The sequence below is a fragment of the Micromonospora sp. CNB394 genome (genome assembly GCF_000374985.1).
GTDB classification, from domain to species: domain Bacteria; phylum Actinomycetota; class Actinomycetes; order Mycobacteriales; family Micromonosporaceae; genus Micromonospora; species Micromonospora marina.
Genome location: NZ_KB895858.1, coordinates 1 through 13783, shown reverse-complemented (window position 1 = coordinate 13783; position 13783 = coordinate 1). Strand labels below are relative to the sequence as shown.

Annotated in this window: 11 protein-coding genes and 2 pseudogenes; 6 read left to right on the top strand and 7 right to left on the bottom strand. The window is 64.0% G+C overall.

Annotation, left to right across the window (positions count from 1 at the left end; genetic code table 11):
• Nucleotides 1-188: 188 nt before the first annotated feature.
• Nucleotides 189-1160 carry a PIN domain-containing protein gene (locus C569_RS0125420; RefSeq protein ID WP_018788553.1) on the bottom strand — a complete coding sequence of 324 codons (972 nt, stop codon included), beginning with the start codon at nucleotides 1158-1160 and terminating at the stop codon, nucleotides 189-191.
• 78 nt (nucleotides 1161-1238) lie between these two features.
• Here C569_RS0125420 and C569_RS32640 point away from each other — a divergent pair.
• From C569_RS32640 to C569_RS0125405, 3 genes and pseudogenes are all read left to right on the top strand, one after another.
• A pseudogene (locus tag C569_RS32640) lies at nucleotides 1239-1545 on the top strand (transposase); the annotation flags it as partial.
• Nucleotides 1546-1896: 351 nt separating this feature from the next.
• Nucleotides 1897-3906: a site-specific DNA-methyltransferase gene (locus tag C569_RS0125410; protein WP_018788551.1), complete on the top strand. Its 2010-nt coding sequence runs from the start codon at nucleotides 1897-1899 to the stop codon at nucleotides 3904-3906.
• Nucleotides 3903-6413 (top strand): DEAD/DEAH box helicase, encoded by a 2511-nt coding sequence (locus C569_RS0125405; protein ID WP_018788550.1) that lies wholly within the window; start codon nucleotides 3903-3905, stop codon nucleotides 6411-6413. The genes C569_RS0125410 and C569_RS0125405 overlap by 4 nt, the downstream gene beginning before the upstream one ends.
• A gap of 135 nt (nucleotides 6414-6548) precedes the next feature.
• Here the strand turns inward: C569_RS0125405 and C569_RS0125400 are convergent, their stop codons facing one another.
• From C569_RS0125400 to C569_RS0125390, 3 genes are read right to left on the bottom strand one after another with little or no spacing between them, the layout of a single operon-like run.
• On the bottom strand, nucleotides 6549-8696 hold the full coding sequence (locus C569_RS0125400; protein WP_026268634.1) for a tetratricopeptide repeat protein: 2148 nt from the start codon (nucleotides 8694-8696) through the stop codon (nucleotides 6549-6551).
• Nucleotides 8697-8724: 28 nt separating this feature from the next.
• On the bottom strand, nucleotides 8725-9282 hold the full coding sequence (locus tag C569_RS0125395; protein ID WP_018788548.1) for a DUF6879 family protein: 558 nt from the start codon (nucleotides 9280-9282) through the stop codon (nucleotides 8725-8727).
• 6 nt (nucleotides 9283-9288) lie between these two features.
• A complete protein-coding gene (locus C569_RS0125390) occupies nucleotides 9289-9510 on the bottom strand; it encodes a hypothetical protein (RefSeq protein ID WP_018788547.1) in 222 nt (73 codons plus the stop codon).
• Nucleotides 9511-9866: 356 nt separating this feature from the next.
• Between C569_RS0125390 and C569_RS31815 the strand changes: the two genes are divergently transcribed.
• From C569_RS31815 to C569_RS0125375, 3 genes are all read left to right on the top strand, one after another.
• On the top strand, nucleotides 9867-10250 hold the full coding sequence (locus C569_RS31815) for a hypothetical protein (RefSeq protein ID WP_018788546.1): 384 nt from the start codon (nucleotides 9867-9869) through the stop codon (nucleotides 10248-10250).
• A gap of 347 nt (nucleotides 10251-10597) precedes the next feature.
• On the top strand, nucleotides 10598-11080 hold the full coding sequence (locus C569_RS0125380; RefSeq protein WP_018788545.1) for a hypothetical protein: 483 nt from the start codon (nucleotides 10598-10600) through the stop codon (nucleotides 11078-11080).
• On the top strand, nucleotides 11071-11733 hold the full coding sequence (locus tag C569_RS0125375; RefSeq protein WP_018788544.1) for a hypothetical protein: 663 nt from the start codon (nucleotides 11071-11073) through the stop codon (nucleotides 11731-11733). The genes C569_RS0125380 and C569_RS0125375 overlap by 10 nt, the downstream gene beginning before the upstream one ends.
• Nucleotides 11734-12194: 461 nt before the next feature.
• Here the strand turns inward: C569_RS0125375 and C569_RS0125370 are convergent, their stop codons facing one another.
• The 3 genes and pseudogenes from C569_RS0125370 to C569_RS0125360 form a co-directional block, all read right to left on the bottom strand.
• Nucleotides 12195-12572, bottom strand: coding sequence for a hypothetical protein (locus C569_RS0125370; protein ID WP_018788543.1), 378 nt, complete (start codon nucleotides 12570-12572; stop codon nucleotides 12195-12197).
• A 604-nt stretch (nucleotides 12573-13176) separates the two neighbouring features.
• Entirely contained in the window at nucleotides 13177-13515 is a 339-nt protein-coding gene (locus tag C569_RS0125365) for a hypothetical protein (RefSeq protein ID WP_018788542.1), read from the bottom strand.
• A gap of 20 nt (nucleotides 13516-13535) precedes the next feature.
• A pseudogene (locus tag C569_RS0125360) lies at nucleotides 13536-13783 on the bottom strand (ISAs1 family transposase); the annotation flags it as partial.

Here is a 13783-nt window from a genome sequence, read left to right as displayed (position 1 = left end):
CGACCACCGACAGGTAACGTGGACGACGGCCCCGGTTCGGCTCGAATCGTGGTAGGGGGCATCACATTCACTGGACTCGAAACGGTGCGGGTTCAGCGAGACAAGGCGTCGGGATGGGCTGTTGCCCTTGCTGGCACAGGGGGGCGCTGTCAGCTCGGCTGAGGGGTGGTCGCAGGGCGGCGCAATGCCTAAACACTTCCACTGGTTCCCGGATCGTCTGAGGTTGTGTGGGGGTTGTCGGAGCCTTCCGCTGCAGCCCGGCGGCGTGCCCGCGTTGATTGGCCCTCAATCGGGGGCTCGTCGATCTTCCGGATGGGCTTGGCCACCAGTAACCCCGCTCTGCGCGCGTTCAACCCCATCGTTGTATCCATGGTCATTAGCTGTACTGGCTTGCCGGCGAGGGTCTGTACGGCCATCGCCCGGTCGATAATCTCGGCATCGGGATCCGAGAGGGGCCGGTGCGCCGGGTCGTCATAAAAGACCCGTAGGTGAACTGCACCGCGTGGCATTTGCTGCCCACGTAAGGTCGCCTCAGCCCAACCATCTTCCGGCCGGACCAAGACCGTGCCGCTTGGATCAGGTAGCAGCCTGTCGATGACGGCCAGTGTCACCTGCGCCCGGTGTCGCAGCGTCTTGTTTGACGATTCCTTAATCCGATCGAGTTCCCGAATCACAACTTCTGGAAGCACGAGCAGTATGTCCTCGGCCCGGGCGCCGAGTTCGTCTGCCCAGGGGATGCTTGCGAGCACCGCCGCCGGATCGTCGTCTCTCGTCCAGCAGGGGTGAGACAAAAATACACTGCTATCTACGACTACCAGAATCAGTCGCACCGCTGCGTCCCACGCGTTGAACTGTGCGTGCAACTTGTCGGCAGCTTGAGTCAGCATCGCCTGGCGTTCGGTGATCTCGGCGTTGAGCAGCAGTAACCCCTGAGGAGTGCCCATCAACGTCGGATCAATGAGCCGGTAGAACGCTGGTGTGAGCAGCAGCTGCTCCAAGTTGGATTGAGCGATCTGACCCCGCAGCATCCGGCTCGTGTCCAATACCCATTGGACGTATTTGTCCTGCTGGCCGTGGTTATTGGTGATCTCCAGGGAAGCGGAACGGAGGAGCTGTAAGGCGCGATCGCGGGCAACGCCGGGTGTCAGGGTGACAAGCATGGACTCATTCTGCCCAGCCGTTCACGCAAAGGCGACGCCGCCGTCATGGGTCTTCACTGCTGCGCACCGGGGCGCACCCTGCCGGTCGCGGTCGCTCGGGCCTGTCGTTCTGGGGGCATGCCTGCCCGGACTGGCGATGCGACGCATCGCCGACCTGCACCCCGGGCGCGGCGAAGACCGACGCCTGGGACGCCTATGTCATCGTCGACGGGGCCCCACGTTGCCGCACATGCAACGGCGGGTCGACACCGAGGACGACACGTTGGCTGAGCTAGAAGTCCTCGTCGGCTTCGACGACGACCTCGCCGGCGAAGCCACCCGCATGTCCAACCGCGTCCGGGGCCTGCTCACCCACGTCCAGGTCCACCCCGCCCTGGAGCGACTTGACGCGGATTCTTGCGGCGACACACTCGCCGGGCTCGCCGAGTGACTGATGGGTCACTCCGCCCGGCTCGACCTCGACACCGGTCAGTAACGACAGCCCTGACTGGTTACGGGACTGCGCTGGTCGGGGTTGGGCGTGGAGCCTTCCTGGACTATCTTGAGCACGGCGTACCGTCCCAAGCCGGGGCGTCAACGCCGGTCCTGATCGGAACGACGCAGAGGCCGAGATCACCATTAGGGCGGTGCGCCGCTTGAGGACCAGGCCCAACGACCCACCACAGGTTCAGATCATCGCTCCTGTTCGGGCAAGCTTGGTGCCAGGAGATTAGAAACGTAACAGACGGGACTTTGCATGGCGGCGGGGTACACCGGGGGGCTCGAACTTACCTGGACGAATAAGGACAAGGCGCTCCTATCCACGGGGGACGGCAAGTACGACTACACGTTTGTCGATCGCGCCGACTACCGTGTTTCAGAGGTTCGGCTTTTGCATGAGGTGGAGCGCATTGAAGCCCAGCCCCGCGAGGGTCGGCCCGATGGGCTACCCGAGCCCACCACCGAAAATCTGCTCATTTCGGGCGACGCCATGCATGCTCTGGACATTCTCAACAAGGTCCCCGAGTACGCGGAGCGCTACCTTGGCAAGGTGAAGTTGGTGTACATCGATCCTCCGTTCAATACGAGGCAGGCGTTCGCCAACTACGACGACAACATCGAGCATTCCGTCTGGCTCACGATGCTTCGGGATCGATTGAGGCAGATCAAGCCGCTCCTGTCTGACGATGGTTCGGTGTGGGTACATCTTGACGACGCCGAGGTGCACCGCTGCCGTTCGGTGCTGGACGAAGAACTCGGTGCTGAGAACTTCCTTGCAGAGGTCGTGTGGCAGAAGGCCACGTCGCCGCGAAACGACACCACGGGCTTCTCGGTCTCGCATGACAGCCTGTTGGTGTATCGCAAGACCGATCGCTGGGTCCCTAACCGATTGAAGCGGCTCGCATCCTCGAATACCTCGCGCTACCGTTCCCGAGATGGTGACCCGGTGCCGTGGCGCGACGGCGACGCAACGGCAGGGAAGGCTGCTACCAACCACCCGATGGTTTATGGCATTCAGCACCCAGTCACCGGCGGGCTGATGTACCCGACCCCCGGTCGTTGCTGGGGGAAGGCGCAGTCTTGGTTCCTTGAGCAGATGAACGAGTACGCCAAGTACGAGCTGCGCGACATCGGTGACGCGGCTCGCCGAGCCACCATTTGCGGCACCACCCCGGATCGAGTAAAAGCAGGTGTCCCAGCCATCATGCTTGCGGAGCCCTTGGAGGCCGCAGCAAAAGCCGCACGCGCCAGGCACCAGGCGGGAAATTGGCCCGAGTTGGTCTTCCTTGATCTCGACAAGGAGCGCATCCAGCGCAAGAAGCACCTGGCCGACGAGGGCCGCGTCCCGGAAACACTATGGTTCGCATCGGACGTCGGTGGCTCGCTGCGCGGCAAGAACCAGGTACGCGACTTGTTCCCGGACCTCCACGCCTTCGCCACGCCGAAGCCAGAGGAATTGCTCCAGCGGGTCATCCACATCGGCTCGAATCCGGGCGACATCGTGCTCGACTGTTACGGCGGCTCCGGAACAACCGCGGCAGTCGCACACAAGATGGGGCGCCGTTGGGTGACCGTCGAGCTTCTCTCAGCCACGGTCGCTACTTACACGAAACCACGGCTAGCACGGGTCGTGAGGGGCGAGGAGCCAGGCGGGATCACGACGTCGACCGAGCGTGTGGCAGACGCAGACCTACCGGCAGAGATGACGCCAGATGAGGCGCAGGAGTTCAACCGTCTCCTGAACAAGGTCGTGAAAGGTGTCGAGCTCGATAGGGAAGCGATCAAAGCCCTTCGGGACGCCACAAAGACCAAGAACCAGACCGCAACCATCTGGCACGGTGGTGGAGGATTCTCGCATCACGAAATTGGCCCATCGATGTTCGAGAGCATCGCCGACATCGTCGTTCTCGCTGAGTGGGCGACCCAAGGCGACCTCGCACAGGCAATGTGCGCCCAGCTCGGCGTTCGTTACCGACCTGACGGGATCTTCGCCGGCAAGCGCGGTCGCGTTCGCTACGTAATCCTGGACGGCCTGGTAGGGCACGGCACGGTGGAGGCGATTCTTGACCAACTCCCCGAGAAAGAGATCGTTGAAGTCTGGGCGACGCAAATCGACCTAGACGCCGAAGAGGCGCTCCGCAAGTCGCGGAAGGGGTCACGGCTGACGAAGATCCCAGAGGCCGTGCTCGATACCTACCGGCGACGGGCTGCCAACACCTCTCCGTTCAACCGCCGCACCCAGGAACCGGAGGGAGCCGACTCATGAGCGGCATTGACATTAACAACGACCTCCTCGCCGAGATTGCCCACCGACTCGAATTGCGCGAGCCCAACCGGGCAGCGGTCGAGAGTGTCGCGGCGATGACTTCAATGCACTTTGATGTCGATGCAAAGGCCGCTCCATTCGATTGCGTCGTCGACTCCGCCACAGGGGTTGGCAAGACCTATGTCATGGCCGGCCTCATCGAGTACTTTGCCGGGATTGAGACACCCGCTCGTAACTTCCTGCTCCTCGCCCCGGGCCGCACGATCCGCGACAAGAGCATAAAGAACTTTAGCCCGGGCCACCGCAAGTCCCTGACTGGCGCGATGGAATCTGATCCGTTTGTCATCACGGCCGACAACTTCCAGAGCCCGGCAACGCGCAAGGTGATGGAGGACAGCAGCCGGACGAAACTGTATATTTTTACTGTCCAAGCCCTCACTTCGAAGACCGGTGAAGGGCGCGCCACTCACGAGTACCAAGAGTGGCTTGGTGGCTCCCTATTCAACTGGCTCAGCAGCATCGACGACCTGGTCATCCTCGCCGACGAGCACCATTGCTACCGCGGCCCAGCGTTCTCAAAGACCATCACCGACCTGCGACCCGAGGTCGTCGTCGGCCTGACGGCAACCCCTGCGAAGGCGGATGAGAACCTTGTCATTTACCGCTACCCCTTGGCTCGCGCGATCAAAGACCAACTAGTAAAGACGCCCGTCCTCGTTGCGCGCAAGGACGACCGGAAGGACGACCACACCAAACTCCTCGACGGAGTTACTCTGCTCCGCTACAAGGAGCGCCTCGCCCACGCGCGGTGCGACGAAGAAGGCATTCCGCGCATCAACCCGGTCATGCTTGTCATCGCTCAAGACACCGCCGAAGCCGACCGTTACCAGGAGTTGTTTGACAGTGAGTCGTTCGACAACGGTGCCTGGATCGGCCGCACGCTGCTCGTCCACTCGAACCTGAAGGGTGACGACAAGGAAGAGGCCCTGGCCGCGCTGGAGGATGTAGAAGCCCCGAAGTCACCCGTGCGGATCATCATCAGCGTTGGCATGCTTAAGGAAGGCTGGGACGTCAAGAACGTCTACGTCATTGCCTCCATGCGCGCCAGCGTGTCCTCGGTGCTGACTGAGCAGACCCTCGGGCGGGGTATGCGCCTCCCGTTTGGAGAGTACACCGGCGTCGAGATGCTCGACACTGTCGAGGTGCTCGCCCATGAGCGGTACGAGGCCCTGCTGGCCAAGCGGCAAGCGCTTAACGAGAAGTTCATTGACCACGCTGTACTCGCTGAGATCCGCCGCACCGCAGACGGCAAGCTTGTCGCTCGCAGGAAGGTCGTCGACGAAGAGGCCGACGTCATTTCCTCTGGCGAAACTACTGTCGGCGACGCAGCGCACGCCGACGAGCAGACCGGTGCGCCGACGTCCGGCTCACTCGCGGCCGAGTTTGCGCCGGCGGGTGGAATCGTCGACCTAGAACACCTGCTCGGCAAGGCCAAGGAGGCGGCAGCGGAGACCGAGTCCAAGGTGCGGAAGCACTACCCGCTCCTGGACCGCGCAGAGATTTCTATTCCATACACGCAGAAGGTTCCCTCCAAGGCGGTGATCTCCCTCAATCAGATCCATGACGACGCACCCTTCACCGCGCTCGGCAAGGCACTCGCGACCGAGGCTGACACCGAATTGCGCCGGACACTGCTACGGCCTGATGAAGGCGGCACGATCCGCGGCGTACAAGCCGAGGCGAGGGTCGAAGCCCTTGCCCTTGACATCCCTCTCGAAACCTCTCGTGGTGGTCTCGTGAAAGCCATCATGCGCGCCCCCAGCGTCCGCCCGGAAGCAGGAGAGGCACGCGCGGCACAACGTCTCGCCGATCTGCTCATCGAAGGTATGGGAACTGGCGCCCAAAAATACCTTTCCGCGTTCTGGGAGCGCGCGGCCCGCAGGCTCACCAACCTGGTTACGGACCAACTGAGGAAAGTGGCCAACCAGGACATCGTGTTCTCTGATGAGGTGAAATTCCAGAGGCTGCAGAAAGAACGCCAGACCACCAAGGAGCACCTTGGCGGGCATTCCGAACCGCACTCGAAGTCCGTTGCCTACAACGGTTGGACAAAGTGCCTCTACGAGTACGCCTGGTTCGATACTTCACCTGAGTACAAGGCCGCCCAAGCCCTCGACGAGGCCCCCAGCGTCATCGTATGGGCACGTCTCCACATCAAAGACCTGCCGATCACGTGGACGCAGGAGGGCCGGGAGTACAACCCCGACCTCGTCGCAATCGAGGAGGTCGACGGGCAACGAACGTGCTGGCTCATTGAGACCAAGATGAACAAGGAAGCTCTCGCCGAAGACGTCCGTGCCAAGGCGAAGGCCGCCAAGACCTGGGCCAACACAGTCAACAACAGCGGCAAGGTTGACGGCAAGTGGCACTACATTCTCTTGACCGAAGATGACGTCAACGACGCCGGACTCGACTGGAAGCAGATGAAGGCGTTTGGCGCGCGATAAGTAACGCCCCGACGCCAAGCTAACAATGGGCCTGGCTCCGGGCCACTAGTCGCTATCAAAGCGGGGGAAGTTCATTCATGCTGACCTTGGCCGGCCGCCGTGAACCGCCCGCTGCTTATCCAGCGACTACGCGGGCTAGGAAGTTCTCCTGGCCCTTTCGGCTTGTGCAATGAGGCTGCGTACGGCGCCTGCGTGGGGGTCTCCGAGTGGATCGAGGATCTGGAGTGCTTGTTGCCAACTACGCTGCGCGTCGTCGTGTTGGCCGGTGGCGTCAAAAGTGTCGCCGAGGGCGGCGAGTGTGAGTCCTTCGCAGCGTCGGTCGTCGAATCTGCGGAAGAGTTTCAGGGCCAGCTGGTGCTGTTTGAGGGCTTCGTCGTGTTGGCCGGTCTGTTGGTAGGCCAGGCCGAGGGGGTAGGAGGCCCAGGCGACGCTCCATTGGTCGTTGATGCCGTCGAGGATGGCAACTGCTTGCTGGTAGTGGGCGATGGCGGTGTCGAGTTGTCCGCGGGCGCGCTGGCAGTTGCCGAGGCTGAGCAGGGACATGCCTTCGCCTCGGGTGATGCCGTGGTGACGGAACACCGCCCGCGCCTGGCCGTACAGGTTGAGGGCTTCGTCTATGTCTCCGAGTTCCTCGTGGATGAGGCCCTGGCCTCGGAGGCTGAAGCCTTCGACCCAGTGGTCGTGGACCTCGCGGCTGGCGTTGGCGCCTTGGCGGTAGCAGTCGAGGGCGGTTTCGCGTTGTTCCATTCTCCAGTAGGCGTCGCCGAGGCAGCGGAGGTTGGCGGCTTCGCCAAGGCGTGACCCGGCGGACCGTGCGGCGCGTAGGCCGGTGAGGTGGATGTCGCGCCAGTCAGCCCAGTACGACTTGAGTTCGAAGAACCCGTCGCTGACGACGGGTAGCTGCCAGGCGATGTCGTGGTCGCCCAGCTCGTCTGCTTGCCGGATGGTGTCGAGGAGGTTGAGCCGTTCCCGCTCGAACCATGCCATCGCCTCGGCCACCGTGCTGGGCGGGGTGAGTGGTACGTCGGGTCCGGCCGGGGGAAGGGCGATGGCGTGGGAGTAGGGGAGAATGACCTTGCGGCCCTCTTCTGCCATCCACAGGTGCCAGGCGTATACGCGGCGCCGCGCGAGGCGTTGCTGTTCGGCTGTCTCTTCGGCTTGTGCGCGTTCGAGGGCGTAGGCGCGCAGGAGGTCGTGGAACAGGTATCGGTCGCGGGCGGGGTTCTGCACGAGGTGCGCCGCGGTGAGCTGGTCGAGGAGATTGCGGGCGCGGGGGATGCTCACGCCGGCGATGGCTGCCGCTGCGGCGACGGAGATGTCGGAGCCGGCGTGCAGCCCGAGGAGGCGGAAGAATTGCGCCGTGTCACCGGGCAACGCCTGGTAGGACCAGGAGAACACGGCTCGGACGTCGGAAAGTTCGTCATCGTCGACGGTGAGGGCGTCGAGCTGATGCTCGACGAGCGCGAGGTCGGCCACGAAGTCGGCGAGGGTGGCGTAGGGAGTGTTGGCAATGCGTTCCCCGATGATCCGCAGGGCAAGCGGGAGGTAGGCGCAGCGGCGGGCGAGTTCGGCGGCGGCCTGTGGTTCGGCGCTGACGCGGTCTCCGCCGATGCTGTCGCGCAGCAGCGTGATCGCTTCATCGGGGGACAGGACGTCCAGGGTCATGCGTGACGCTCCTTCCCGCGCGACAAGGCCGGAGAGGCGGCTGCGGCTGGTGATGATCGCCATGCAGGTCGGTGTGGCGGGCAGCAGCGGCCGGACCTGGCTGACCGTGGACACATTGTCCACCACGACCAGAACCCGTTTGCCGGTCAGGACGGACCGGTAGAGAGCGGCGCGTCCCTCGGTGTCCGTCGGGATCTGCTCGGCCGGCACGTGAAGGGCCCGCAGGAACGTGTCCAATGCCTGTCCGACGTCCAGGGCCGGTCCTGGCCCGTAGCCGCGCATGTCGACGTAGAGATCGCCGTCGGCGAACCACCGCCGGACCCGGTGGGCCCAGTGCACGGCCAACGCTGTCTTGCCCACACCGGGGGCGCCCGCGATGGCCGCGACGGCCATTGGGTGGCCGCTCGCAGCCGTCGCGTCATCGGCGGCGGGTAGTGCCGCGTCCAGTCTGGTGAGGGTCTGCTCGCGGTTGACGAAGCGGGTCGCGTCGAGGGGCAGTTGGCGAGGTGGGGGAGAAGGCGGTGCCGCGCGCCCGAACAGGTTGATGCCACCGTGCACCGTTCCGGCTTGAACGACAGCTTCGGCGTCGCCGGACGATTCGTTGTGCGCGGCGGGCACGCTGTCTCCTCCCCGACGAGCGGCGGATCTATGGAGAGCTGGGTTGGAGTTGGCCTGCGTACGTCCGGTAGGGGGTCGACGCGGAGACGGCGGCGTCACGCCAGAGGTTGGCCTGCACGATCTTCTCCGGCTCGCTGATCAGCTCGCCGGAGACGAACCGTCCCTGCTCGTCGTAGTACATCGCCACGAGTTGCGAGGAGTCGAACAGCCAGTAGTCGTAGTGCGGTAACGCGGCCGGCCAGTCGTCGCCGGAGACCACGATGAGGCGGACGTCCTCGCCCGCCTCGACCGTGTGTTCGTAGGCCCAGCCGCATTCGAACCGGACGTAGTCCGACAGCGGCTCGGCGACGACATGGACCCGGTGCATACGTTTACCGGCCGACACCGCTGCCCGCACGGTGTCGCACCAGGCCGCGATCCCGGGAAACTCCCCGCGAGTCTCGCCCGCCAGGAACCGGCCGAACTCGTCCTGCTCGTACGACACGTCGTACCGCTGAAGGGTCTCCAGCCGGTAGGCCGTGTAGCGGAAGTCGCGGAACAGTTGGTTGAACTCGGCGTCATCCAGCGAGGTGAACGATCGGGTCAACCTCGATCACCGCTGTCCGGACTCGCGGTAGCGCTCGATCGCACCGAGCACTACCTCGGCGGAGATCCGAACCGCACCCTCCCCGGGAAGCACGTTCTCCAGCTCGCCGAAGGTGTCGCCGTCGACCAGGTGCCCCTGGACGACCAGCTCTCCGCTGTCGGCGAGGTAGACCGTCGGGCAGCCGTTGCCCCCCGACACGACGTCCTTGTAGAGCTTGGTCAACTTCACCGCGTACTCCTTCGAATCAGACGGCCAGCAAGTGCCGTCGGTGAGGACAGTAGTGCGTAGCGTAGCGGCCGAACAAGCCAATATCGTCTATCCGATCTTGGCGTATCGGGGCACGCGCATTGCCGTACACGCCCCGCCTGAAGGTCGGCAGAGTGCGGGCCGGGGCGGCAGGCTGGGTCCGGTCCCGACACCTTGGGCCGGCTTCGGGACACGAACCTGCCCCGCTTTGCGACCGTCAGCGGCGTGTTGGCGGCCGACAGTAGCATCGAGGGAACTAGATAGGCGCGGCATCTCTGGTTGGTCTTCGTGTCGGCTGGAGTCAGATGCTTGGAGGCGGACTGACGGTGGATCCACTCATGGTTACCGCGGCGACAACGCTCGTTGCCTGGACAACCACCGAGCTCGCCCAGGGCGGCCGGCAGGCGGTGTCTGCGCTAGTTGATTTCCTGCGAGACCGATTTCGGCGCGAACCCGAGGCGCGCCAGATCATTGAGGGCCTGCTCCACCAGCCATCACAGGACGCCGCTCATCCCCTGGCGGTATTACTTGACCGCGAGGCGCGACGTGACCCGGCGTTCGGCGCAGAGTTCCAAGCCCGATGGGCGCAGACCGGCGCGGCCGTCGCAGCCGGTCCGGACGGCGTAGCGAACTCCATCTCGGGCGACGTCAGCGGCCCTGTAGTGCAAGCGCGCGACATCCACGGAGGTGTCTCGTTCGGCGGCGACAGCGTACGCCACTGACTATGGTTTCCGGCTGAAGCGCCTACCGCGTCACAAACGCCGGCCTGGATGCGAAGCTAGATCCCAGGATCGACACCTGCTCGGCACGCGAGGTCGCCGGTCTCGAGCTCTCATACCAAGGTTGGGGTTTACTCGGGTAGCGGTGGAGCGGAGGTCTGCTTCGGAGGGAGGATACGGAGCAGCGCGGCAGTCATGGCCACCAGGCTCTCCACCTCACTTCAACAACTGGCGTGCTTATGGCCGAGGATCAGAGGGCTCAGCTTATGGCACGCCCCCCGAGCAACATGCGATATCGGTAAGGTCGAGCGCCGGCGGAGCCGGACTGGCGGGCGGACGGGAGCGAGGTCGTGGTGCAGGGGAGTGCCGAGGTCGTCGACGAGATTTTGAGGACCCTTGACCGGGAACTACCGGACATCGCAGCGCAGATCCGGGAGGAGATTACCCGAGGGCGCATGGTGAAGGGATCGAAGCTGCCCGAGAGTATCCGGCAGGATCGGCAAGATGCCCTCACGGCGCAGCGCCTCGGGCGCATCGGCAAGGACGAGCTTGCAGAAGTGCCGTACACCGACGACGAGAGCCTTGCCATACTCTGCGACACACTCCTCACGCTGGCGCACAGCTTGACAGCGAACCGGCGGGCGTTGCTCGGCTTGCTTGTCGATCACGGCATCCACAGCGGTCACGTTACCTTCGCCCAGCCGGACGAGACGCAAACGGCTGAACCAAGCAGTCTGCAAGTCGAGGGGGAAGTCGGACGAGCAGAGGTGATGTTCGGCCGAGTAAAGAACCTCATCGAACCGGCTCGTGAGGAGGTCGGTTCATGGCACTGACCAAAGAGGAACTGATCGCCGCAATCGAGGAGGCGATAGGCGCGCTGCGTACGGTATACACGGACGCGGCAAGGGAAGCTGATCTGTACGAGGCAGCCCTGCTCGCCGTCGCAACGGAGGCCGCTGAGGCTGCTGGAGGTGCCTGCCTGATCACCAACGACGGCGTCTCGGCGGCCAGTAGCGCCGTCTTCCGCACGCAGCCCGGCAACCTGTACGCCGGAAATTTCACGTACGTGTTGGCGTCGTTCTCCGGAGGACGGCAGGTGGAGATTCACCTGGGCGTCTATGTCGCCGGGAAGTCCGGCGTCCTGCATGAGTGCGACGTGGCGGTTCTGGATCAGGAAGAAGCTGAGCGTAGCCGCGTCGGATCTGTGCACCCGCGCAGTCGTAACCTCGTTGCGGCGGTGGAGGCAAAACACTACTCGGCATCGCCGAGGCTACGAGTTGGTAGGGAATTCATCGGCCTTGCCTCCGAGATGGGACCGGGCAAGTGCACACTTGCCTTCCCCGCACCTGGAGGCAGCAACATCATGCCGCTGCTCGCGAAGCACCCGGGCGAATGTTTCGACGAGCTGATTCCAGGTACTCCCCCAGCTGATCTGATGCGTGGCCATATCACCCAGAAGATCAAAAACTGGATCAATCCTACGTAGAACGGCGAATCGCGAGAGCTCGTCACCGTAGTCCTCACATCAACGTAGCCGCCGGAGATGAAGATCGACTCCGCGCCGTCGGTCCCATCGCGGATCCCGCCCTGGAGCGGCCGGTGAATCCTCGATGGTGTCAGAGCTGCCCGGCTGGCGAACGTCGTGCCTGCAGGGAAACGGGGTGTCGCCGTAGGTGCGGTCGGTCGTAGCGGCGTTCTAGGGCACCGGTACGACGCCGCGTCGTCCTCATCCAGTGGCTCGTCGGGTCAGAAGTGTTGACGTGGACGGTGCTCACCTGGGCAGCACCACAATCGGGAAGCGACCGGATGTTCGAGTAGGCGCGAACGGCGCCCCGGCATCATGCCGGGGCGCCGTTCAATGCTCATACAACGGTAAGCTGGGCTCCACGGTCAGCAGGTTGCCGTTCGCTCTTCACGTCGTCGATGACGCCAATCCCATCCGCAAGTTCAGTCGGCGTCCAGGTTGCTCACCCTCGTCTTCGCTCGCTCCAGCCAGTCCGAGACCCACTTCCGGGCGTCGGCCTCCGTCCTGGCCGGATCGTCGCCTGTCACGTAGACCTCGCTGTCGCTGCGCCCGGTGTCGTGGTAGATCCCGGACGCGGTTAGGTACGCTGGGCGGGCGTCCTCCCCGGCGTCGTCGATCATGCCAAGGCCGTAGACGCGCTCGGGTCGGCAGAACGTGTCCAACCCACTCTCTGCGCTTTCGAGCGTGTCTTGCCACTCCCGCTCGGTCTTGTTGGGGCCCCTGCGGAGGAGGCTGCGCTCCATGCCGGTGCGGGCAACGTATAGCGGTTGCGCAACGCTCACCCAGGTAAATTCGGCCATTTCTATCTCCCCACGTCGGTAGCGCCGGTTCAGGGCCTCGACCGTGACTCTAAGCTGCGGGGTCTGGATCTTTGCGCGGCGGAAGCTGTAGTACCGGTGTAGCCCTTCGCGGCGTGGCGGAGCCCGGGGACCGGATCGTTCGAGTCGGCCAGGCGAGCACACTCCCGAACAGGAAGCCGGTCTGGCGAGTCGCTTGGTTGGGTACGCGGCCACCAGCTGGACTTATTCGGGCGGGTCCGGGGTCCTCTGACGGTCCGGGCTCAGGGCGACGGGTGCCCGGATAGGGTGCCTGTGGGGCCGTGATCGTCCCGGCAACCGGTCAATGGTGCCCCCGTTTACCCCCCGAAAACCCCTGCCAAGTGTCGGCTGTCCGTGGTGAACATTGATAAGTTGGCGATCAGATTCGAGCAGGTCAGCGACGAGTTTTGACGATCAACGACAAGCTCAGGCCAGTGACATGCGGTAAGCGTAGGTTCTGACAACGAATGACAAGGGACGAAGGGATGCTCGACACGAGGTTCTCGTAGGTTCAAATCTCGTCGCGACGATGGAGTAACCGGCAGCCTTGGCAGGGAGCTCCGTCTCCGCTGAGCGCTCACTGCCGTTACCTGTTACCTGCGGACTTGGCGTACGGCAAGTAGCGCTTGTCGACGCTGAGGCCGCGCAGCAGTGCTCCGACGAGTTGCTCGGTGACGACGTCGGGTGTCCTGAGCAGGTCTGCGGTACTTGCGGTCGCGGTCTTTTGGTAGGTGTCTGCATCGTACGGTTGCACCACATCCTCGTCGCCGCTCTGCACGTACTCGTAGGCGATCGCCGTCTTGATGCCGGTGAGGCGTAGTCCGATTGTCCAAGGGCCGTTGTACCCGGCGTAGCGGTTCGCGAGGTCGGCGGCCACACGCAGCGCGCCGTGCACGAGTCCGAGGACCAGACTTGGCAAGATCACCCAGGGCCCCGGCAAAGTCGTCAGGTGATGCCGAGTAGTGCCAGCGGGCGGGTGCTGTCGCGGGCGTGATGCCGGTTCGCGGCGGCGATGTTGGTGATGCCGGCGGTGCGTAGGGCGCCGATGGCGGCGTTGCGGAGGGCTGCCATGACTTGGGGGCCGGTGCCGGTGCGGATCTGGGATCGGTCCTCGTCGTAGGTGACGTCTCGCACCCAGTGGACCTTGTTCTCGATCGACCAGTGGCCGCGGATCCATCCGGCCAGTTGGGCCG

Excerpts from the sequence above, each read along its gene's own strand:
- C569_RS0125420 (WP_018788553.1), bottom strand. The coding sequence starts at position 1,160 with ATGCTTGTCACCCTGACACCCGGCGTTGCCCGCGATCGCGCCTTACAG.
- C569_RS0125375 (WP_018788544.1), top strand. The coding sequence starts at position 11,071 with ATGGCACTGACCAAAGAGGAACTGATCGCCGCAATCGAGGAGGCGATA.
- C569_RS0125410 (WP_018788551.1), top strand. The coding sequence starts at position 1,897 with ATGGCGGCGGGGTACACCGGGGGGCTCGAACTTACCTGGACGAATAAG.
- C569_RS0125405 (WP_018788550.1), top strand. The coding sequence starts at position 3,903 with ATGAGCGGCATTGACATTAACAACGACCTCCTCGCCGAGATTGCCCAC.
- C569_RS0125370 (WP_018788543.1), bottom strand. The coding sequence starts at position 12,572 with ATGGCCGAATTTACCTGGGTGAGCGTTGCGCAACCGCTATACGTTGCC.
- C569_RS31815 (WP_018788546.1), top strand. The coding sequence starts at position 9,867 with ATGGTTACCGCGGCGACAACGCTCGTTGCCTGGACAACCACCGAGCTC.